The sequence below is a fragment of the Chromatiales bacterium genome (genome assembly GCA_020445605.1).
Classification (GTDB): Bacteria; Pseudomonadota; Gammaproteobacteria; order JAGRGH01; family JAGRGH01; genus JAGRGH01.
Genome location: JAGRGH010000027.1, coordinates 83916 through 104933, shown reverse-complemented (window position 1 = coordinate 104933; position 21018 = coordinate 83916). Strand labels below are relative to the sequence as shown.

General features: G+C 64.2%; 22 protein-coding genes. 15 read left to right on the top strand and 7 right to left on the bottom strand.

From position 1 onward, the window contains the following. Positions 1-15 precede the first annotated feature (15 nt). The 4 genes from KDG50_04335 (at position 16) to KDG50_04320 (ending at position 3871) form a co-directional block, all read left to right on the top strand. On the top strand, positions 16-720 hold the full coding sequence (locus tag KDG50_04335; GenBank protein MCB1864632.1) for a uracil-DNA glycosylase: 705 nt from the start codon (positions 16-18) through the stop codon (positions 718-720). 104 nt (positions 721-824) lie between these two features. Then, positions 825-1280 (top strand): ribosomal protein S18-alanine N-acetyltransferase, encoded by a 456-nt coding sequence (gene rimI / locus KDG50_04330; protein ID MCB1864631.1) that lies wholly within the window; start codon positions 825-827, stop codon positions 1278-1280. Positions 1281-1445: 165 nt separating this feature from the next. Then, on the top strand, positions 1446-1904 hold the full coding sequence (locus KDG50_04325; GenBank protein ID MCB1864630.1) for a hypothetical protein: 459 nt from the start codon (positions 1446-1448) through the stop codon (positions 1902-1904). A 389-nt stretch (positions 1905-2293) separates the two neighbouring features. Further along, positions 2294-3871, top strand: coding sequence for a hypothetical protein (locus tag KDG50_04320; GenBank protein ID MCB1864629.1), 1578 nt, complete (start codon positions 2294-2296; stop codon positions 3869-3871). Between the two features lie 317 nt (positions 3872-4188). Here KDG50_04320 and KDG50_04315 read toward each other — a convergent pair whose 3' ends face one another. Further along, positions 4189-4563 carry a hypothetical protein gene (locus KDG50_04315; GenBank protein ID MCB1864628.1) on the bottom strand — a complete coding sequence of 125 codons (375 nt, stop codon included), beginning with the start codon at positions 4561-4563 and terminating at the stop codon, positions 4189-4191. Between KDG50_04315 and KDG50_04310 the strand changes: the two genes are divergently transcribed. Together KDG50_04310 and KDG50_04305 are read left to right on the top strand one after the other, a co-directional pair. Beyond that, positions 4562-4927: a hypothetical protein gene (locus KDG50_04310; protein ID MCB1864627.1), complete on the top strand. Its 366-nt coding sequence runs from the start codon at positions 4562-4564 to the stop codon at positions 4925-4927. The genes KDG50_04315 and KDG50_04310 overlap by 2 nt on opposite strands. A gap of 121 nt (positions 4928-5048) precedes the next feature. After that, on the top strand, positions 5049-5993 hold the full coding sequence (locus KDG50_04305; protein MCB1864626.1) for a peptidylprolyl isomerase: 945 nt from the start codon (positions 5049-5051) through the stop codon (positions 5991-5993). A 149-nt stretch (positions 5994-6142) separates the two neighbouring features. Here KDG50_04305 and KDG50_04300 read toward each other — a convergent pair whose 3' ends face one another. Then, a complete protein-coding gene (locus KDG50_04300; protein MCB1864625.1) occupies positions 6143-6598 on the bottom strand; it encodes an acyltransferase in 456 nt (151 codons plus the stop codon). A gap of 90 nt (positions 6599-6688) precedes the next feature. Between KDG50_04300 and KDG50_04295 the strand changes: the two genes are divergently transcribed. Together KDG50_04295 and KDG50_04290 are read left to right on the top strand one after the other, a co-directional pair. Beyond that, entirely contained in the window at positions 6689-7486 is a 798-nt protein-coding gene (locus KDG50_04295; GenBank protein MCB1864624.1) for an ABC transporter permease, read from the top strand. 25 nt (positions 7487-7511) lie between these two features. After that, entirely contained in the window at positions 7512-8822 is a 1311-nt protein-coding gene (locus KDG50_04290; GenBank protein MCB1864623.1) for an ABC transporter ATP-binding protein, read from the top strand. Here KDG50_04290 and KDG50_04285 read toward each other — a convergent pair. Beyond that, the gene (locus KDG50_04285; protein MCB1864622.1) at positions 8812-9582 is read right to left on the bottom strand and encodes a sulfotransferase; all 771 of its coding nucleotides are present in this window, start codon (positions 9580-9582) and stop codon (positions 8812-8814) included. The two genes, KDG50_04290 and KDG50_04285, sit on opposite strands and share 11 nt — an antisense overlap. Next, positions 9579-10718 (bottom strand): class I SAM-dependent methyltransferase, encoded by a 1140-nt coding sequence (locus KDG50_04280; protein ID MCB1864621.1) that lies wholly within the window; start codon positions 10716-10718, stop codon positions 9579-9581. The genes KDG50_04285 and KDG50_04280 overlap by 4 nt, the downstream gene beginning before the upstream one ends. Before the next feature lie 69 nt (positions 10719-10787). Between KDG50_04280 and KDG50_04275 the strand changes: the two genes are divergently transcribed. The 6 genes from KDG50_04275 to KDG50_04250 all read left to right on the top strand — a co-directional run bounded on the left by KDG50_04275 (position 10788) and on the right by KDG50_04250 (position 17009). Next, complete coding sequence (locus KDG50_04275; protein ID MCB1864620.1) at positions 10788-11651, top strand: polysaccharide deacetylase family protein; 864 nt, start codon at positions 10788-10790, stop codon at positions 11649-11651. Next, positions 11645-12457, top strand: a complete 813-nt coding sequence (locus KDG50_04270; protein MCB1864619.1) for a glycosyltransferase — start codon at positions 11645-11647, stop codon at positions 12455-12457. The genes KDG50_04275 and KDG50_04270 overlap by 7 nt, the downstream gene beginning before the upstream one ends. 157 nt (positions 12458-12614) lie before the next feature. Then, complete coding sequence (locus KDG50_04265; protein ID MCB1864618.1) at positions 12615-14441, top strand: polysaccharide biosynthesis protein; 1827 nt, start codon at positions 12615-12617, stop codon at positions 14439-14441. 138 nt (positions 14442-14579) lie between these two features. Then, positions 14580-15212: a hypothetical protein gene (locus KDG50_04260; protein ID MCB1864617.1), complete on the top strand. Its 633-nt coding sequence runs from the start codon at positions 14580-14582 to the stop codon at positions 15210-15212. Then, positions 15209-16468, top strand: a complete 1260-nt coding sequence (locus KDG50_04255; GenBank protein ID MCB1864616.1) for a matrixin family metalloprotease — start codon at positions 15209-15211, stop codon at positions 16466-16468. The genes KDG50_04260 and KDG50_04255 overlap by 4 nt, the downstream gene beginning before the upstream one ends. 94 nt (positions 16469-16562) lie before the next feature. After that, the gene (locus tag KDG50_04250) at positions 16563-17009 is read left to right on the top strand and encodes a VOC family protein (GenBank protein MCB1864615.1); all 447 of its coding nucleotides are present in this window, start codon (positions 16563-16565) and stop codon (positions 17007-17009) included. A gap of 34 nt (positions 17010-17043) precedes the next feature. Here the strand turns inward: KDG50_04250 and KDG50_04245 are convergent, their stop codons facing one another. Further along, on the bottom strand, positions 17044-18117 hold the full coding sequence (locus KDG50_04245) for a hypothetical protein (GenBank protein ID MCB1864614.1): 1074 nt from the start codon (positions 18115-18117) through the stop codon (positions 17044-17046). A gap of 86 nt (positions 18118-18203) precedes the next feature. On the opposite strand from KDG50_04245, the gene KDG50_04240 reads away from it, so the two are divergent. Next, positions 18204-18656 (top strand): hypothetical protein, encoded by a 453-nt coding sequence (locus KDG50_04240; GenBank protein ID MCB1864613.1) that lies wholly within the window; start codon positions 18204-18206, stop codon positions 18654-18656. Between the two features lie 207 nt (positions 18657-18863). Here the strand turns inward: KDG50_04240 and KDG50_04235 are convergent, their stop codons facing one another. Further along, on the bottom strand, positions 18864-19649 hold the full coding sequence (locus tag KDG50_04235; protein ID MCB1864612.1) for an undecaprenyl-diphosphate phosphatase: 786 nt from the start codon (positions 19647-19649) through the stop codon (positions 18864-18866). Positions 19650-19704: 55 nt separating this feature from the next. Then, the gene (locus KDG50_04230) at positions 19705-21012 is read right to left on the bottom strand and encodes a DUF58 domain-containing protein (protein MCB1864611.1); all 1308 of its coding nucleotides are present in this window, start codon (positions 21010-21012) and stop codon (positions 19705-19707) included. Between the last annotated feature and the right edge of the window lie 6 nt (positions 21013-21018).

Genomic DNA, 21018 nt, shown 5'->3' with positions numbered 1-21018 from the left:
CGGCTTCTGGATGCGATGGGCATCCAGCGCTGGGTGCCGCGTGAGCCCGTTCGCGATTCGAATTCCGGGCTGGATCACGGCACCACGTCGCCTGCTTCGGTCGCGGCGAGAGCGTCCGTCACGCGCGAGCGCCCAACGCCGGCCGATGACTGGTCCGGGCTTGAGTCGCAGGTCGCGCAATGCACGGCCTGCGGACTGCACTCCGGGCGCACCCGCAGCGTGTTCGGCGTGGGCAACCGCCGGGCGGACTGGCTGGTCGTGGGTGAGGCCCCGGGTTTCGAGGAAGACCGGCGCGGCGAGCCGTTCGTCGGCCCGGCCGGGAAACTACTCGATGCCATGCTCGCGGCGCTCGGGCTGGATCGCTCGCGGGTCTATATCGCCAACATCGTGAAGTGTCGGCCGCCGGACAATCGCGACCCGCGCCCGGAGGAGTCGGCCGCGTGTGCCGGTTATCTCGCGCGCCAGATCGAGTGGATCGCCCCCAGGGTGATTCTGGCGGTCGGGCGGGTGTCCGCCCAGAGCCTGTTGGAGACCGACCAGAGCGTCGGGCGGCTGCGCGGGCGTGTTCATCGTCATGCAGCCAGCGGTATCCCGGTGGTCGTCAGCTACCATCCGGCCTACCTGCTGCGTCAGCCGGCTGAAAAGCGCAAGTCCTGGCAAGACCTCCTGCTCGCCGCGCAGGTGCTGCGCGGGGTCTCCGGTCGCGCGGAGTCGGCATGAGTGCCGAACCGTCGGGCGCGGCGCACGGTGGGCGTCGGCCTGCCTCAGCCGTCGCCCCCGGGCGTGATCGCCCCGCCGGCGCGTCGCCGGCAAGCATTCGGGCGATGACGGCTGCCGATGTCTCGCAGGTCGCGCGTAACGATGCGGCCGGATATGAGTTTCCCTGGTCCGAACGCATCTTTGCAGACTGTCTGGATGCCGGGTACCAAAGCCTTGTGCTTGAGGACGGTTCGGGTCTGATCGGTCACGGCATCATTGCGGTCGCCGCCGGCGAAGCGCATGTCCTGAACCTCTGTGTGGTGCCGGCGGCTCGGCGTCGCGGTCACGCGCGTCGGCTCCTCGGCGAGATGCTCCAGCGCGCCGCCGGCGCCGGTGCGCGGCGGGTGTTCCTGGAGGTACGGGCCTCCAACATCGGCGCGCTCGCGCTGTACTGGCGGATCGGGATGCGTATCATTGGCCGCCGCGACGGGTACTACCCGGCCGCTGGCGGGCGCGAAGATGGTCTGGTCCTGACGTTGGACATGAACCTTCCGCAGGAATCCCACGGTCTGACTGAATAGTCCAACGACGCAGGCCCGGTGCATGGCCCGAGCGCGGTTGACGCCCTGTGCCGGGTGGGATTGCATGGCGACTGGCCGAATCCCTAGGGCCTGATCTCACTGCGCCAGGCGTAGTGTGAACAGGCCCTGGCTAGACCGGATGTCCCGCGACACTCATTCATTTAAATGGAGGCCTTTGCCTTGACCAGCTATATGCGCAGCATCTTTCCGTCCGGTTCTTCGCTTGTGATTGCCCTGACGCTGGCGGCGGTCTTCCTGGCGGCCGGTTGTGAGAATCGGCCAGACACCGAGATTGTCGCCGAGCGCGCCCTGGAGCGCTGGCAGGCCAAGGTCGCTGGCGAGTTTGAGAAGGTCTGGGATTTCCAGTCGCCGGCATACCGGGCCTCGCACAACAAAACGACATTTATCGCGGCTGCGGCCCCCGGGCCGGCCGTGAGCTGGGATGGCGCCGAAATTCTTAGCGTAAGCCCGATCGAGGGCGAGCCGGATCTCATGAATGTGCTCTTGGGGGTGAGTTACACGGCCAAGGTCCCCGGCGTAAAGCCGATCCCGTCGCATCGCCAGATTGCCGAGCGCTGGAGCCGGATTGACGGCGACTGGTGGTACCAGGGCCTACGCGAGTGAGAGCGTTGTAAATGCGCACCAGTCGCGCTGACGCTGTGGCGTATCCGGTCACAACCGTGGCAATTTGCACAAAAATCCCTTGACATTCGCGGGCGGGGCGGTATCCTTTCGCATCAAGCCGAGGCGGCGGCATCGGTCTGCGCCCCGTCCACGGGTGTTCGGGTCGTGATTCGGTGCATCTGGCCTGCGCCAGTAATGCAGCGGATTGCCGGGTTCGCAAACCCTGGGTTTCCAGGCTTCCAACGGTCATTCGGGCCTGAAATGGCGTTGAAATGGTCCTGTTCGGATTGCTTGTAAAGCCGGGCGCGGGCCGATAAACTACGTCGCGAGATTGTGAGCTTCGGGTTGCTTTTTCTCGCAAACTACTTCGAGACAGGAGAACGCTGATAATGAGCAGTGAATTCAAAATGAACAAGCTTGCAGCCGCGCTGGGGGTAGCCTTGGCGGCCGGCTCGGGCACGCAAGTCGCGCAGGCGGTCAACGTCGCGCAGGACGGCATCGGTGAAGTGCTGTTGTATCCGATCTACACGGTTCGCAACGGTTTCGACACCTATCTGAACATCGTCAACACCGGCGAAGACACGGTGATGTTCAAGATCCACTTCCTCGAGGGTGAGAACTCCCGCGAGTGTCTGGACTTTAACGTCATTCTGTCTCCGTACGACGTGTGGACGGCCACGATTTCTTATGACGCTGACGTGACCGGCCCGGCCGGTGGCGGTATCGTCAAGACGCGTGACCATTCCTGCACGGCCCCGGTCCTTGGTCTTCTTCCGGACCCGCTGGGTATCGGCGATCTGCGTGGTCAGCAGTTCTTCTGGAACGACTTCACGGGCGCGCGCAACGACACCGGCACGCAGGATCTTGACCGCTGCCGCGTTGGCTACGTCGAGGTCATCGAAATGGGTGTCAGCCCGACCCCGAACGAAGACATCATGGGCACGGTCGCGTACAACGCCTACCACATCAACAAGACGGGTGGAAACAAGGGCGTTCCGCGCAACTGTAACGCCATTGTCAGCGCGTTCAACAGCAACCTCGGTGGCATCCAGGACGAGTTCAACGAGCCTGAGAATGTCCTGATGGGTTCCGGCACGCTGATCAACGTCGACAGCGGCAAGGCGTCGGCCATCAATCCGACCGTGTTGGCGAACTTCTACAACCCGGACATCGGCAGCGACTTCCTCGACGGCGCGTCGTCGAATGACCTCGTGAACCTGCCGGCCAGCTTGGCTCCGTTCCTGGATCAGGTCGAGCCGGCCAACGCGCAGGCCCTGTTCAACAGTGCCGGCACCTCGAACTTCCGGTTCGACAACAACTTCGCTCGCGATGTCGAGGCGGTGGCCGCGATCCTGGCGGGTACGGCTGTGCTGAACCAGTTCGACACCTTCGAAGGCACGAACGCGCAGACCGACTGGGCCGTGACGTTCCCGACCAAGAACTTCTTCGTCGACACGGCATTCTTCGGTGGCAATCCGGATCCGTTCGAGTTCAAGTTCCAGGGTGACGGCGACGGCAACGGTCTGTCCTGCGTGACGGTCGACTTCCGCTACTTCGACCGCGAAGAGCTTGAGCCGGACGTTCCGCCGGATCTCGGCTTCTCGCCGCCGCAGCCGGGCACGCCGCCGAGCTCGATCTGCTATGAGGTCAACATTCTGACCTTCAATAACAGCGATCTTCTCGGTGAGCTGGCAACCGGCAACCTGGGTGCGAACGTCAACACGAAGACGATCGTGACCGACCTGACCCAGGGCTGGATGCGTCTCGAGTTCGTCAACGCTGGCCAGTTCCCGTCGGTTGACGGCACCCTCCCGATCCAGGGTGATCTGACTTGGCGCGGTCTGCCGGTCATCGGTGGTGCGTTCCAGTCGCTCGAGAACGGCGTGAGCCTGATCGGTAACGTGCTGAACTACATGTGGTACATCCCGCACGGTGTTGAGCGCGATATCAGCCCGTACGTGCTCTAAGACGGGCGTCGGGTAACCGGTCGGGCGGAATTTCCGCCCGACCGGACAAATAAAACGGGGAGTCGTGACCGACTCCTCGTTTTTTTTTTGTAAAAGCTGCAATAATATGCCTGAACCTTGGCTCCACCGTGAGCCTGGGACGACAAAGAGATACCGCCCCTAGGGGCCTCCAAAGCGAGTGAGGCAATGCGCATGACTCCGCGACGTTCACAATTCGCCTATGCCGTATCCGCCTTTGGGCTTGCGGCCCTCATTCCCAGTCTCACGCCAGCGGGGACCTTACAGATCAACGACAGCTCTGGGAGTGTTAGTTGTAGTTACAGCTCGATTAGCGTCAACCCCTCCGGCTCTGTGACCTTGGGTACCACGAGTTGCCTCAGCGGCGGATCGAGCACCTCCAGCAGCAGCGGCGGTAGCACCTCCAGTAGCGGCGGATCGAGCACCTCCAGCAGCAGTGGCGGTAGCACCTCCAGTAGCGGCGGATCGAGCACCTCCAGCAGCAGTAGCGGCGGTTCCAGCGGCGGTTCTAGCGACCCGGGACGCGGTACATGGACGGCCCCGGACGGGACGATTGTCTTCGATCGCGCAAGCTTTGGCGACCGTATGCACATCCCAGGGTGCATTGGCCATTCAGGGCCGGAATACGTCTGCCAGTTCCAGAATACGATCAACGGCACGCAGCAGTACGCCATGCGTATTCCGTTCCTGCATGCCAGTTCGCTGCAACAGATTTCGGTCACGACGAACCAAAGCCTGAGCACCTATGGGACGTTCGATGTCGCCTTTTCGACGACGCCGGGCGACTTCAATCCGCCGGACTTGGGCTGCCATGCGGAACAGACGGTGCTTCAGACCACCAGCTTCGTTGATGCGTCGCTGAATGCGTCGTTGAGTCGCAAACGCTACTGTTTCATCCCGGCAAACACGATCTTCTACGTGAATGTGAGGATGTCCGGCACCGGCGCATCGACCTGCGGACAGGGCAGTACCTGCCGCGTGATCATCCATAATGGATTCGAGCCGTCCGCAATGGCGCCGATCGGTCAGGTACCGTAAACGCCGACAAAATTTCGGCGAGTGATAAAAAGGGGCGGCACGACCGCCCCTTTTTGTTGTCCGTATATAATTGCCGCCCATTCGGCGTCCCCTCCGGGTTTTCTCAATGACGATAAGAATCGTGAGTCTGCTCCTCTTTGCCTTTTCCGCTTCCGTCGCGCAGGCGGCCGACGTCGTCCTGGTTGACGGGGTGGACGGTTGCCGCCTCACACGAGCCGAAATTCTCCAGGGCCTCATGGCGGAAAAGCCGGAGACGCGCAGCCGCTACGAGGCGGACCCAAACCTACTCCTAAAATTCATCGACGACATGTACAAACGTCGCGCCTTTGTCTGCGAAGCGGAAAGATTGAAGTTGCAGGATCAGGAGAGGGTGTATGCACGGTTGGAGCGCGCGCGCTGGGACATTCTGATCAGTGAAGTTCTACAGAATTTCAATGACGGTGTGGAGTTTCCCGACTTTGAAGCGTCGGCGCGTGAGCAATACGATGCGTATCCGGAACGCTACCGCAATCGTGAACAGATCCGCGTACGGCACATTTTGTTGCGGGCCGGCTCACCGGAATTGGCGGAGAAACGCATGGAGGAAGCGCAGTCGTTGCTAACGGCACTCGATGGCGGCGCAAACTTCGAGGAATTGGCGATGCAGCGATCCGAGGACCAGGCCACTGCACACCGCGGTGGAGTGATGCCCAGTTTCGGCCGCGGGGTCACCGATCCCGATTTTGAGGCTGCCGCCTTTGCATTGACTCAGCCCGGTCAGCGTTCCGCCGTCGTGACCAGCCGGTTTGGTCTGCATATCATCGAACTCGTCGAACGCGACCCCGAGCGGAGAATGCCGTTCTCCGTGGTTCGCGAAGGAATCATCGGCAAGGCGAAGGCGGAATACCTCGCCAAGCAGTCGGAGGTTTACCGGAACGGAATCATCGACCCGACCAAGACCACGCCCCACACCGATGAAATTCTAAAGTTGGTCACCGACATCACCGGTCAGGTGCCAGCAACGGCCGGATCACAACCGGGCGTGGCAAACGGTGCCGCAACAGCTTCTGGTGATGCACCCAGGTGAGGCCGGCGCTGGGGCCTGAACCGTCGGCCGTGCATTGGCGGGGCACTGAGTAATTCAACGTTCCACCGCGATCGCCATCCAACGCCGGCCTGACGAGCGCTTTCACGGTTGCCACCGGATACCGCTGGTTCCTGGACAGTGGCTCTGGCCTACCGTGACCCTACGACTCGAGCGGGATTTCCGACCGCAATGGCTCGGTCCGGAATGTCGCGTGTCACCACGCTACCCGCGCCGACTACGGCGCCAGTGCCGATCTTGCGGCCTTGCAGTACGGTGACTCCGGCACCGAGCCACGCACCGCGACCGATGCTGATGCGCCCGAAGGTCAGTGCATTCTGATTGACTGCTTCATTTGGTCCATAAGGGTCGTGCCCGGCGCTTAACAGTCGGCAGTGGGCGCCGATGATCGCGTGATCGCCGATCACCAGTCCACCCTCGCCCGACAGGTAGGAACCCGCGTTGACGAAGACGTGGTCGCCGATTTGAATGTCGGCGTCCGCGCAATGTCGAAGATCGCCGATCAGAACTCGCACATGCTCGAAGAGGATACAATCGGACCCGAGAACAATCCCGCGATCGGCGGTTGTGTACGGATGCCGGAACACCGAAACGCTCGGATCAATTCGACAGCCCGCGCCGATTCGATCGAACCCCGGCGGAGCGGTCTCGACCACCTTCGGTACCCCTAGAAATTCGTGCAACATAGCCTTTCGCCGCGGATCACCTGGAGCCTGTACAAGGCGCTCACACTGCGCACCATCCAGGCGCGATACCGGGGTTCCATCCTCGGGTTGAGTTGGCTCGTACTCTACCCGCTTGTCCTGCTGGCGATCTATACGCTGGTGTTCGGCGTGATCCTGAAGGCCCGCTGGGGCGGCGCGCAGAACGACAGTCTGCTGGATTTCGCGCTGCATCTTTACTCGGGGCTCCTGCTGTTCAGCTGGTTCGCCGAGGCGGTGACGACCAGCAGTCGCGCGGTGTTGGACAATGATCGATACGTCCGCCAGGTCGTGTTTCCGGTCGAGATGCTGCCGCTGATCTCGGTGTCGGCCGCTGCGGTCTCGTTCCTGTTTGGCCTTGTAGTCCTGTTGCTGGCTGCCGTCGTTTCGGGTCAGCCCATCACCGCCAACTGGGCCGCGATTCCGCTATTGTTGGCGCCTTTTGTTTGCCTGCTTTTCGGGCTGGCCTGGATCGTTGCGGCCCTGTCCGTCTACCTGCGGGATCTGCCGAACCTTGTAAGCTCGGTCATGCCGGCGTTCATGTTTCTCGCGCCGGTCTTCTACTCGCTCGATCTGGTGCCCGAAACGCTGCGCGGCTGGTATTGGCTCAACCCGATCACACACGCAACGGTCTGGCTGCGTGATGCCGTGTTCGCCGAAAAACTACCCCCGCCCGGTGAGTGGCTGATGGTTGCCGTCATCTGCGTGGCCATGGCCGCGTTCGGTCGTTGGCTGTTCCTGAAACTCTCACAGGGGTTCGGAGATGTCATCTGAGCCGCTGGTAATCCGTGCCCACGGGGTGAGCAAATCATACCCGCTCTACGAACGGCCGAGTGATCGACTCAAACAGCTGCTGTTTGGCCGTTGGCGCCGTTTCTATCGTCCACACGTGGCGCTCGAAGGTGTCGATCTAGAGGTACGCCAAGGCCAGACCGTTGGCGTGATCGGTCGCAACGGTGCCGGAAAGTCGACCTTGCTCAAACTGCTGTGCGGAAAATTACAGCCATCCTCTGGAAGGGTGGAGATTCAGGGTCGCGTCGCCGCATTGCTGGAACTGGGCACCGGATTCAACCCGGAGTTTACCGGCCGAGAAAACGTTTACCTCAATGCTGCGATCTTCGGTCTAACTCGGCCTGAGATCGATGCCCGATTCGCGAAGATTGCCGCGTTCGCGGAGCTTGGCGATTTTATCGAACGCCCGGTAAAAACCTATTCCAGTGGCATGATGATGCGTCTGGCGTTCTCGGTTGTCGTTCACGTGGATGCTGACATCCTGGTGATTGACGAATCACTGGCCGTGGGCGACATCTTTTTCGTGCAGAAATGCATGCGATTTCTCAGGGCATTCAGCCAGCGCGGAACCCTGTTGCTGGTGAGTCACTCGATTCCAACGATTGCGAGTCTCTGTGACCAGGTGCTTTTCCTGGACCACGGCCGCATGCGCATGTTTGGCGACGCGAAGACCGTCTGCGAAGCGTATTCGGCGTCCCGTTGGACGGACCTGCCCGAAGACGAGGCGCGCGGCCTGCGCGCGGCGGCGGCGAGAAAGCCGGTCTCGGAACAGGATGCGAGCGCTCCAGTGGTGGCCCCGTCCAACGGCAGCGCGCGAACGGTTGAGAATCGTACGACGGTTCTGGATTCCGCGCAGCGGTTTGGCGTGGGCGGCGCGAAACTCGTATCCGTTGATCTGCGCGTGGATGGGCGTGTCTCGAACTGGTGTGAGGGCGGCGAGCGGGTTGAACTGGAGGTTGCCGCTCGACTCGAAACCGCGGTCGACCGGCCTGTGGTCGGTTTCTATATCAAGGACCGCCGCGGACAGAACCTGTTTGGGGAGAACACGTTTGAAACCGGCTGCCAAACGGGCGCGACCGTTGGCGCAACCGTGCGCGCCCGCTTCGTATTCACCATGCCCGTGTTGCCGGTCGACGAATACCTGTTTGACGTCGCGGTGGGAACCGGCACCCAGGATCGGCCGCTGATTCTCGCTTGGTACCGGGACGTGTTGAAACTGAGCTCAAGAGCCAAGAGTCCGCATCGCGGGCTGGTGGGGATCGCAATGGAGTCCGTTGAACTCGAAGTGGACCCGTCCGGGCCCGCGATCATGCGGTGATACCCGGGATCGAGTAGTCCGACATATACGCGCTGCAACGTTCCTGTACGGTCTCGATTTGCTCGGCGGTCAGTTCGCGCCGCCATGCATCGCGCTCGGGCTGAACTGTGCTCAGGTTCACACTGATGCCACCGGGATCTTCGTTCAGCCACCGAAGGAGACCGCCGAGCACTGGGCCAGCGTCCGCGCATAGATTGCGATAGTCGATCTCGAACACCCGGTCGGCAAAACCGCGCTGGTATTCCCCAACGATCCACCGTGCTTCCAGCCAATGATTGATCGCGGCATTGAGCGGCTGCGCCGGCAGCTGTTCGCCTCGCAGCAGGCTGGCCGTGACATTCAGCGGATCGCGATGCAGATGCACAAAGCGAGCTGCCGGAAACAGGGCACTGATCAACAGTATGCCGTAGACGTTCTGTGGGGTCTTGTCGAACCAGCGTCGATCAGGGCTTCCCTGAGCGGCGAGAAAGGCTGACGCATAGCGCCGCTGCAGGTCACCGCGATCTTGGGCCTGGTCGAACAGTCGCGCAAAGTCGTGCTCGGCGACGCCGTCCATGTTTCGATGGATGCGCAGCACGCTGTCGGCTGCAAAATACGGCGCGTTGAACCGTTCCGAGGCGAAGGGCTCACCCCAACGAAAAAAATGCGTCTCTTCGGGGCAGGCCAGACGAGCGTGGGAGCGCAGCAGGTTGCGCAGCAGTGTGGTACCGGAGCGTACAGACCCGACGATGAAGAAAGGACTGTTGTCGTGTCCGCTCATCGGCTGCGCTCGAACACGAGACATGCGTTGTCATTCCAGGCCCAGGTGAGGTTCGCGCGCCAGAGATCGCGAACGCTGTTTTCCAGTGCATCGATTCGTGCCAAGAGTGCCCCGGTGTCGGTCCCCGACACGTCGGCCGCTAGCGGCGGCGTCGCGGCGAATGGGCCCACCGGATGCGGTCGTTCGCGGTGGCTGTGGTGAAAGGTTCTCAGTCCGATCGCGTTGCCCATCATCTCGATGAGGTCGGGATGATAGAAGCGCACATGTTCCGGGTCGCGCCAGAAACCGAGCAGTTGGGAGCGAATCGATTCCGGATCGGGAAAGACCAGCACCGCCCGGCCACCCGGTGAAAGCACCCGCATCAACCCGCGCAACAACCGTTCGACGACGTCGATCGGCAAATGCTCCACAAAGTGCGAACAAAACACGCGATCGAACCGTCGGTTGGTTTGTTCGAGATAGTCGATCGCATCGCTGTGTTCGACAGGCAGCCCGAGTGAGCGAACGTAACGGACGACGCGATCGTCGCGTTCCACGCCGATGGCGTCGACCCCGCGTGCCAGCAGCAGGCGGACGAATGTGCCGGCGCCGCAGGCGAGATCCAGCGCCGTCGTTCCGGACTCGAAAAATTGCAGCGGCGCGCGATACTGATCGGCCAGTTCGCCCTGGTCGCGCAGCCCGAGTTCATAGAGCGCATAGTCGATGCGCTGAGGGCGGTCCGCATCGTCCGGCCGTGCGAGGCGGCGCCAGAGGTCTGGCAGTGCGCCCGCGGCGGTCGTTACGGTTTCGGCCGCAGCGCCTTCCTCGGCGCCGTGCAGCGACAAGGAGAGATCTCCGTCGAGCCGGTTGCGCTCAATGCAGACCGGCAGTTCGAAAAGCCGCGCGAGGCGCAGGACCTGTTCGGTGATCTCATCGTCGTGCCGAACGTGCAGGCAGTGCGGATGAAATTCGAGCAGATGACGCGTGAGCGGGTTGTTGATCCACGAGGCGTCGATGACATAGATGCCGGGCGGGCGCAGTCGGGCGGTATTGACCTCGATGCCAGGTGCGGATAGCTCGATCGGTTCGAGCGCACGCGCCGCGCGTTCGATGATCGACACGCGCACGCTCCGGTCGGTGTTCGGTTCAGTAGGCATCAGTGGGACATGCGCGAATGTGCCGGGTCATGCATCGACACTCGCCTATAATGACCGCCGGAAAGCGACATGTCCACGAACGAACATTCTTCCTACGACGCGCCGGTAGTAGCGGTGCTGACCTACCATTCGGTGAATGTCGGCCCGCCCGAATACGCACGCAACGACCACGTCGCGCTTGCGACCGACCTGCGCCGGCTGCACGCCGCGGGTTTCCGGTTCGAGCCGCTCGACTCGGTGGTGGACTGGCACTCCGGACTGCGCGAGTTTCCGCGCGACGCGCGGATCGCTGTCATCAGCTTCGATGACGGCGCAACCCTCGATTTCGAGCCGGAAAACTATCCCGGCTTCGGACTACAGCCGGGCTTTGCGGCCGTGCTCCGGGGCTTCCTCGATGAAGTCGGTCCAGCTGTGCAGGCCGGACTGCGTGCGACGGCTTTCGTCATTGCCGATCCGCATACCCGCCGCAGACTCGAAACCCACAACTTCGACGGTCGCCGGTGGCTCGCCGACGACTGGTGGGCACAGGCCGAGGCCGGTGGGCTGATTCGTGTGCAGAATCACTCCTGGGACCACATGCACGCCGTGGCCGACCGCGTCTGTGGGCCCAACGATCGGCGTGGCGATTTTACGGCCGTGGCGAGAGATGCGGACTGCGCCTGCGAGATCGTGCAGGCCGCCCGGTACATCCAGTCCCGAGTCGGCGGCCGCTGGCCGAACCTGTTTGCGTATCCGTTCGGCCATTCTAGCCGTTACCTGCGCGAACACTGGTGGGCGGCCAATCAGCCGCTGCACCGCACCCGCGCCGCCTTCGACACCGCCGGTCGCTGCGTGTCCCGGGCGGACTCGCGCTGGGCACTGCCGCGGCTGGTGTGCGGTGAACACTGGCATTCGCCCGATGAGCTTCTGGAGCGCCTGACCGCCCCATGCTGACGATCGGCTTGGTGACCTTTCACAGCCCCATCGGACCGCTCGCCACCACGCTCGAGAGCCTGCGCCACGCCATCCGGTTCGCGATCGACCGAGGTCAGATCGACCGCGCGCGCCTGTTCTTGATCGACAACTCGGTCAACCCCGACTATCAGCGGCAGCTTGCCGAACTGCTCGGCAAACATTGGGACAGCACGCTCGGCGATTACGAACTTGTGCCGACCGAACGCAATCTCGGCTACGGCGGTGCGCACAACCGGGCGATCCGGCGCGCCGGGGACGGGCCGCACCTGATCCTGAATCCCGATGTCCTGATCGAGCCGACGGCGCTGAGCGCTGGTCTGGAGGTCCTTGCGCGTGAACCGCGGTGGCGGTTGCTCGCACCGGTCGGGCGCACGCCGGCCGGTGCGCATGCGCACCTGAGCAAGGCCATCCCGACCGTGTTCGATCTGTGGTTGCGTGGTTTCGCGCCGCGGCGCTTGCGCGAGCGCTTTGCCGCCCGGCTGGCGCGCTACGAATTGCATGCGCTCGATCGGGAGACCGCGCCGGCCGCCGTGCCGCTCGCCAGCGGCTGTTTCATGCTCGCGCGCGGTCCGGTGCTTCGGGAGATCGGCGGATTCGATCCGAAGTTCTTCATGTATTTCGAGGATTTCGACCTGTCGCTCCGGCTTGGCGCGGTCGGTCAGGTGCCGAACATGCGCATTGTTCACGGTGGTGGGCAGGCCGCGCGCAAGGGCCCGCGTCACCGTTTCTGGTTCGCGCGATCGGCCGTGCGTTTTTTCAATCGCCACGGCTGGCGTTGGTGGTAGCCGCCCGGCCGGGAGAGGGTCGGCCGGGCGGGCCGCCACCGCCTGATAAAATGCGCCAATTCGCCCCGGGCGCCCACGCAGCCGCAGGCCAGTGAAGCTCGCAGATTTCATCAACCGGATTCGCCATCGCTCGGGCGTGTTCATTCACGACGTGGCGATGATCGTGCCCGCGTGGCTCGGCGCCTACTGGCTGCGGTTCAATCTGGGCCCGATTCCCGACAGTTTCTCCAGCGTGGCCTGGGGGGCGCTGCCCGTCGTGCTCGCCGTGCAGGTCATGGCGTTCTGGTATTTCGGACTGTATCGCGGCGTCTGGCGCTTCGCCTCGCTGCCCGATCTCGTTCGCATCGGCAAGGCGGTGCTGACCGGCGTGGTGATCATTGGCGTCACACTGTTTCTGACCGTGCGCGCCAGCGGCGTGCCGCGTTCGGTGTTGCCGCTGTACGCTCTGTTGCTGCTCGTTCTGCTGGGCGGTCCGCGGCTGTTCTACCGCTGGCTCAAGGACCACAAGCTGCGGCTGTCCAGTGGCGAACGCGTGCTGATCGTCGGTGCCGGGCGTGCCGGCGAGCTGCTCGTGCGCGACCTCGTGCGCAATGCACATGATCGCTACCAGCCCATCGCGCTGATCGACGACGACCGCCAGAAGCTCGGCCGGCGCATCCATGACCTGCCGATCGCCGGTGTCACGCGCGACATTCCGGCGCTGGTCCAGAAGCTCGGCATCCAGCTGATCATGATCGCGATTCCGTCGGCGCGCAGCGACCAGATGCGGGCGATTGTCGAGCAGTGCGAGCGCGCCGGCGTGCCGTTCCGGACCCTGCCGGCCGTGGCCGATATGCTCTCGGGCAGCGTCGGCCTGCGCCAGCTTCGCGAAGTGTCGATCGGCGACATCCTCGGACGCGAATCCGTACGGTTCGATCCGGGGCCGGTGTTTGCGGCGCTGGCCGGCAAACGGGTGGTGGTGACGGGCGCGGCCGGCTCGATCGGTTCCGAACTGTGCCGACAGATCGTTGCGGCCGAACCCGAGCTTCTGGTGCTGGTCGACCAGAATGAAAATGGCTTGCACGCCATCTCGATGGATCTCGCCTCGGCGGGTTTTACCGACCGCTGTCGCTGCGAACTCGTCGACATCCGCGACGCGGTGGCGATCGGCGCACTGCTCTACGAGGTCCGCCCGCAGTTTCTGTTCCATGCGGCCGCCTACAAGCACGTACCGCTGCTGGAAGGGCAGGTGTTGCCGGCGGTCGGCAATAACGTGTTGGGGACCGAAGTCGTCGCGCGTGCGGCGCTTGCCGCTGGCGTCGAGCGTTTCGTGCTGATCTCGACCGACAAGGCCGTTGCGCCGGTCAACGTCATGGGCCGCACGAAAAAGGCCGCTGAACTCATCGTGCGCGCGCTACAGGGCCAAAGCGCCACGCGCTTCGTGGTCGTGCGATTCGGCAACGTGCTGAATTCCGCCGGCAGCGTGATCCCGATCTTTCGCGAGCAGATCAGCCGTGGTGGCCCGGTGACCGTCACGCACCCGGACATGGAGCGGTTCTTCATGACCATACCGGAGGCCTGTCACCTGATTCTGCAGGGGGCCACGGTGGCCGAAGGCGGCGAGGTGTTCGTGCTCGACATGGGGCAGCCGATCCGCATTGCCGATCTCGCCGAGCAGATGATCCGCCTGTCCGGGCACGAGCCAGGGCGGGATGTCGAGATCGTCTACACCGGGCTTCGCCCGGGCGAGCGGCTTGGTGAGTCGCTGTTCGAGACGGCCGAGCAGGTTGTCCCAAGCGGGCATTCGAAGATTCTGCTCGCGCGCCCCGCCGCGGCCCCGCCGGACTGGGTGGAAGGCGCGCTCGCGCAGATTCGCGAGGCGGTCAGCGCACGCGACGCCACGCGCGCGGTCGACGCCCTGCAACGGCTCGTCGGACCTGGCGAGCCGGACGTGAACCCCGCCCGCGCGAACGGTGCTCCACTGCGCAGTGCCGGCCGGCGCTGAAACGTGACCCGATCGGTGGCCCGGGCCGGCGAACTCGGGCAGGGTGAGATCGACTGAAACACTCCGCCCGATCGGCCGCGGGCGCCACCCGCGCCTGCGGTCCGGACTTCGAGCCAGATCGGATCTAGCATCTGAAATATGGAACCACCCGTTCCCTGCTGCGCATATTCCTGCCGACGCCTGCTGCTGGCGCTCGTCTGGCTTCTGGCATTGGCCGCGCCGGCGGGCGCACAGGCGAGCTCGGTGGTCGAACTGCCGATCGACTACCTCGCGACGAGCGCCGAACTCGTATTCGAGGGCCGGGTAGTGGGGCAACGCGTCGAGCAGGGCCAACACGCGCGCGACATCTACACCCTCGTAACGTTCGAGGTGCTGGATGTCGTTGCCGGGCGCTGGGCGCAACCGACCATCGACCTCGCCTTCAGCGGCGGTCGGCTCGGACACCTCGCAATGGAAGTCTCCGACATGCGCATCCCGGCGGTCGGCGAGCATGGGGTGTACTTCGTAGAGCGACTCGATCGGCGCCAGGTCAACCCACTGCTGGGCTGGACGCAGGGTCATTTCCTCGTCAGTGCGTCGCCCGGCCAGCGCGGCATCGTGCGCACGGCGGTCGGTCGACCGGTGTTCAGCATCGAGGCGCGCCCGTCCGCAGTTCGGCGCGGGCTCTCGACGGGAACCGCGCCCGGGGTGCTGACCTCGCCCCAGATCGCCGACGAAGCGCCGATGGATGTCGAGACCTTCAAGGCGCGGCTGCGGGAGCTGACAAGGTGAACCGCGTTGCGGGTATTGCGCTGCTGGCCGCCTTGGGTGCGGGATCGAGTGCTGCCTATGAACTGCTTGGCCCGAAATGGCCAACGCCGGCGGCGACCTTTCACGTGAACATCCTGCTCAACCTTGCTGCACTCAGCCCTTCCGGTACCAGCTGGAACGCCGCCTTCGCCCAGGCAGCGGAGAAGTGGAACAGCACGACGAATTTTAGTTTCACCGTCGGCAACTCCAATCCATCGCACCCCTGCGCCGGAACGGGGATTGGAATTCCTGAAGACGGCGGACGCAACGGCGCGGGTTTTTTTCCGACCAACTGCGGCGACTCGTTCGGAAGCTCCACACTGGCGATCACGACGACCTATTTCAATCCATCGAACAACCAAACGCTCGAGACGGACATCGTCTTCAACCAGAACGAGCTGTGGAATGTCTACGATGGCCCTTGGCAGTCGAGCGTGTCGGATTTCCGCCGCGTCGCCGTGCACGAGCTGGGACATGCCCTCGGCTTGGACCATGAGTTTTCTCAGGCTGCGATCATGCGGGCAGTGATCAGCAGCGGGTCGACGGTCATCTCGCCGTTAGCGGATGACCTGAACGGTGTGGCCGCGCTCTTCGGCGAACCGGTCGGTGGATCGTCCTCAAGCTCGTCTTCGAGCTCCTCGTCTGGCGGATCGTCTTCCTCGGGCAGCGGCAGCTCGTCGGGGAGCGCATCGAGTGGTGGTTCATCCTCCGGCGCCAGCAATCCACCGATGCGCCTGAGCGTGGAAGACCCGTTTTCGGGATCGGTCAAGGCCGGCGTGCGCAACCTCAGGGGTTATCTTGTTGCGCTGAATCCGCCGACCCGGCTTTCGCTCTATATCGACGGCGTGTTCCATGGTGATCTTGAACACCATGGACCTCGTCCGGATGTTGGCGATGCCTTTCCTCAATATGCCGGTTCGGGTGAATCAGGATTCAATATTGCGCTGAACTTCGGTGACAACATAGGGCCGGGTGAGCATACGATTCGACTGCTGGCGACCGATAATCTGGGGGGTGTCGAGCAGTTGTTGGTCACCTTCACGGTGGACAGCTTCGACAACCCGTTTGTTTTTGACGATGGTCTCGTCAGCCTCTCGGGTGCGACGGTCACGCATGATTCCAATGACACCATCACGATCCAGAACCTGCTGCACGACGGGCAGCGTTATCGTGTGCGTCTGAAATGGACGCGCCAGACGCAGAACTACGAGGCCATCGAGATCACGCCGCTGCCCTGAGCCTGTTCCGCGGGCGTTGTGCGGCATTTCATGATCGGAAATGGTTCGGGCTTGCGTGCACTCTCCGCCTTTCGACATTTGAACCGGAACATCGATGAAGACGCAGTATCTCGGCCATGTCGTGCTGTACGTTCGCGATCTGCAAAGATCGCTGGCGTTCTATCGTGACCTGCTGGGACTGCGCGCGCTCGGCGAGACCTTCGACGGTCGCGCCTGCATGCTGAGTTCAGGGCGCACGCATCACGAACTGTTGCTGCTGGAGGTCGGCGATGCACCCGGGCCCGCGCGGGGGCGTCGCGTGGGCCTTTATCACATCGGCTGGTGCATTGGTGACAGTGATGCGGAGCTGCGCCAGGCGCGTGATGAACTGGAACGCGCAGGCGTCGTCATCGAGGGCATGTCGGATCACTGGATCAGCCACAGTCTGTATCTGCGCGATCCCGACGGCAACGAGATCGAGCTGTATGTCGATGTGCCGGACTACGACTGGAGCACCCGCACCGAATGGATGAACGATCCGGTGCGGCCGTTGCGTCTGTAATGTCGCGGGGGCGGGCAGGCGGACGAACGGCCCGCTAAATGCAGGGCGTTACCCGCAGGTCGCGCAGACGCGTGCCGTCCGCGTCGAACACGTAGATGCGGCAGTTGTGAAAGTCGGTCGTGGTGACGACCTCGCGATAGGTCCACTTCACGGCGCCGGTGGTCGCGTCCGGTTCGACCAGTGGCACGCGGCCGCGATGGTCGTCGAAGGTGCGCCGCATCGCGCGCCCGACGACGTTGTGCTTTTCCCAGTCGGCCTTGTGGGCACTGAACGACGCGTTGTGGGTCGCGACCTTCGCGGGCAGGCCGTCGAGTTCAACCAGCGCACGCGAGCAGAGGTCTTCAATATCGCCGAGCGTCAGCGCGATCGGTACGCTGATCAGCGACAGGTCCAGCGCCACTCCGGCCTCACGCAGCCGCGATGCGGACGCAACGCAGCTTTCCACGCCCTTGCGCAGGGTGCGCACATCGCGCGCATCGGTCAGGTAATCGGGCGCCAGTACGCTGCCGTCGCTGGCCAGTGCATCGCGCAGCAGCTGCCAGGTCTTGGCAATGCCCGGCGCATAGCGATCCAGGATTCCGAGCGCGTCGATGTTGCGGCTCAGCGCCTCGGCGGTCGGGATCGAATAAGAACGTGCCTGCTCGAGTTCGGCGAACATGACGTCGCATTCGGCGACGACCTGATCGGTCGTGAGCCGGTCGCGCAGCTTCGCGGCAACCTTCGCGAGCCCCGCAGCGTCGCGCTTTTCGAGCAGCGGTTCGAAGGCCCGGTCGAATGCGCTGAGTGCGTCGCGTGCCTCGCCCGTGCACAGGGTGTTGCGCTGTTCACGGGCGCGGGTGATGGTGGCCTCGACACGGTCGACGCGAAAACGCTCGTAGCGGACGCGGCTCTCCGGTGCGGTGCTCATGCATTCGCGCGCCCAGTCGCCATCTACGTAGGCCAGCACCCGGCGTTCGGCCGCGACCAGTCGTTCGATCTGTTCGCTGGGCTCGCGCTGGGGGTAGTCTATGGTCTCTTCGAAGCGGCCGAGCAGCGTGTTGGCCTTCTGCAGGAACTGGTCCATGCAGTCCGCCTGTGCCGCGCCGGACAGCGCGAGCAACGCGGGCACAGCGGCCCATACCGAAGTTGAAGATTGATGCTTGAGCACGCCTGACAAAGACCTTGTTCAGTAGCGAACGAATCTAACACGAGCCCATGCACGCGACCACCGAAGCCAGCACAGAACCCGAAACGTCCCATGGCTTTCGCGAGCTGTATCGCGGCGAACTGACGGCCGCGCGCGGCTGGGACGATCTCGCCCGACTGTGGGCGCGTGTGCGCGAGCGCGATGGCTGGTACGTCTACGCACTGGCGGAGTCGACGCCACACACCCCTGCGACCGCAGCCGATCTGGATCGGTTCCTGACCGAACTCGATGCCCTGCTGCGCGACGAGCACGACGAGCCGTATTGCGGCATCGTCTACGCCGATGACCTTGAATCCCCGAATCTCGTGAAGGTTTACGATCCGGGCAATCTCGGCAAGGTCTGCGGGTATTCGACCGAGCCGATCCCGCCGGGCTGGGTCCTGTCGCGGGTGCCGCCCGAGCCGCTTGCCGGTCAGTCGACCGGTCGCCGCCGGCGCTGGTGGCAGCGACTGTTTGGTTAGGGAAATTCTGAAAAATTCAGAGTTTCCCGCAGCACATGGACGTGCTGCCATTTTCAACGGGTGTAACACGTTGAAAATGAAAGAAAACGAAAAATCGCACTTTTTCGTTTTCGTCGCTCTGTTAATCCAGGATGGATTAATCAGAGCTTCCTTAGGGAAACTCTGAATCGTCCAGCGTTTCCTCGGCGATCGGTCCGGATTTGCGGTTCAGGCAAACAGCCAGAAAAGGAGCAGCCCGAGCACGACACGGTAGGCGACGAACGGTCCCATGCCGACGCGGGCGACGAAGCGCAGGAACAGGTGGATCGTCGAATAGGCGAACACCGCGCTGACCGTGGTCGCGAGCCCGACGGCCGTCCAGTCGACCGTGTGATCGGCCGTCGCGAGCTTAAGGGTCGCGTAACCGCCAGCGAGCGCGATCACCGGTACCGCGAGCAGAAACGAGAAGCGGCTTGCGTTCTCGCGGTCGAGTCCGAGCAGCAGGGCGGCGGTCATGGTGATGCCCGAGCGCGAGGTACCCGGCACCAGCGCGAGGGCCTGCGCGAGTCCGATCAGAATGATCTCGCCCCAGCCGAGACTGGTCAGACTGCGTCCGCCACGCCGCGCATCCGCAAACCACAACACGAGCCCGAAGGCGATCGTTGTGGCCGCGATCACCAGCGGCGAGCGCAGGTTCGCCTCGATCCAGTCGCCAAATACCAGTCCCGCGAGCGCTGCCGGCACGGTCGCAATGCCCAATGCCCAGGCCAGCCGGTGTTCGTCGGTGCCGGACGCGCGCGGCGGCAGCGCCTTGAGCAGCCGCCAGATGGTCGCGCGGAAATACGCCACCACCGCGATCAGCGTGCCCACATGCACGGCCACATCCAGCGCGAGCCCTTGGTCGGGCCAGCCGAGCAGGCGCGGCGCGAGGATCAGGTGCGCCGAACTGGAGATGGGCAGGAATTCCGTGATGCCCTGCACGAGCGCGAGGACGATCGCGTGACTGAGGTCCATGGCGGAGGAGGCGGGTGGAGCGCGGCCGAAATGGCGCGCGCGCAAGCATACCCGGTTAAAGCCTGCCGGCGCGCTTGATGGCGAGGTACTCCCCAACCAGACCGCCGCCGAGTTCGCGCGCGCTGGTGTCCAGACACACGATGCCCGCGGCCCGCAGCCTTTCCATGCGCAATCGGCGCTCGGCCAGGAAATCGAGCACGGCGGCCTGTCGCAGCGCCGCGTTGTGGTCGGTGACCGGGTCGCGCAGGCTGTCGTCGAGTGCCGATTCGCGCAGGTTCGCGAACAACACCAGGTGGCGCTGCGCGACGCGGCGTAGCAGCGAAGCCGCCTCCGGCTGATCGTCCAGGGGCAGGTTGCTGAGGATCACGACCAGGGCCCGCCGTCGCTGGCGGATCAGGAACTCCGCGGCCGCGGCATGCAGGTCGGTCGCGGCGGTGCCGGCGTCCAGGTCATAGGTCGCGTCGATCATCCGGTGCAGCTGCGGCAGTCCCTTCGCCGGCGGCAGCCAGCGCATGTTCGCCGCACCGATCGCCTGCAGGCCCACCGAGTCGCCGTGGCGCAGGGCCACCCAGCCCATGAGCAGCAGTGCGTTGAGCGCCGCGTCGAAGTGGCTGCAATGGCCGTCGCGGGTGCGCATGGTGTGGCCGGTGTCGAGCCAGAACACGATCTGCTGGTCGCGCTCCTCTTCGTACTCGCGGGCGATCAGGCGCTTGACCCGCGCGGTCGCGTTCCAGTCGATCTGGCGCAGCGTGTCGCCGTCGCGGTAGTCGCGCAGCTGGTGAAACTCGAGCCCGGCGCCGCGTCGCCGCGCGCGATGCTGGCCCGGCATGACGTGCAGTCGCGGGCCGGCCAGCGGCGCGGTGCGCACGATTGCGCCAAGGTCCGGCACGACGCGCAGTTCGGCCCCCTGTTCGACCCGGCGCAGGGATCGCCACAGGCGCAGCGGGCTTTCGATGCGCAGATGCAGCGGCCCGAAGCGGGCATCGCCGCGCCGCGTGGCCCGCAGCCCGTAGCGCAGCACGCGCGTGGCGCCGGGCGCGAGCAGCATGGACACGGGCAGCCCCTCGGCCGCGAGTCCCTCGCCGGGGCTGTCATGGACGTCCAAGCGCACTGGCGCGCCGGCCGCGTGGACGAGTTCCACGCGCACCTCGGCGCGGCCGTTCAGCGCGAGTTCGCGGGGCGCGATGCGGCGTACCGCGGGCGTGCGGATGCGTCGCAGTACCAGCGCATCCACGGCCGCCACGGCGGCGATGACGGCCGCCGCCAGCAGCCACCACTCCAGCCATGCGGGTCGGAAACTCACGGCGACCGACGCGGCCAGCCAGACGCCGGCGGTCCAGAGCAGCGGGGCGCCCGGTGCCACCGGTCG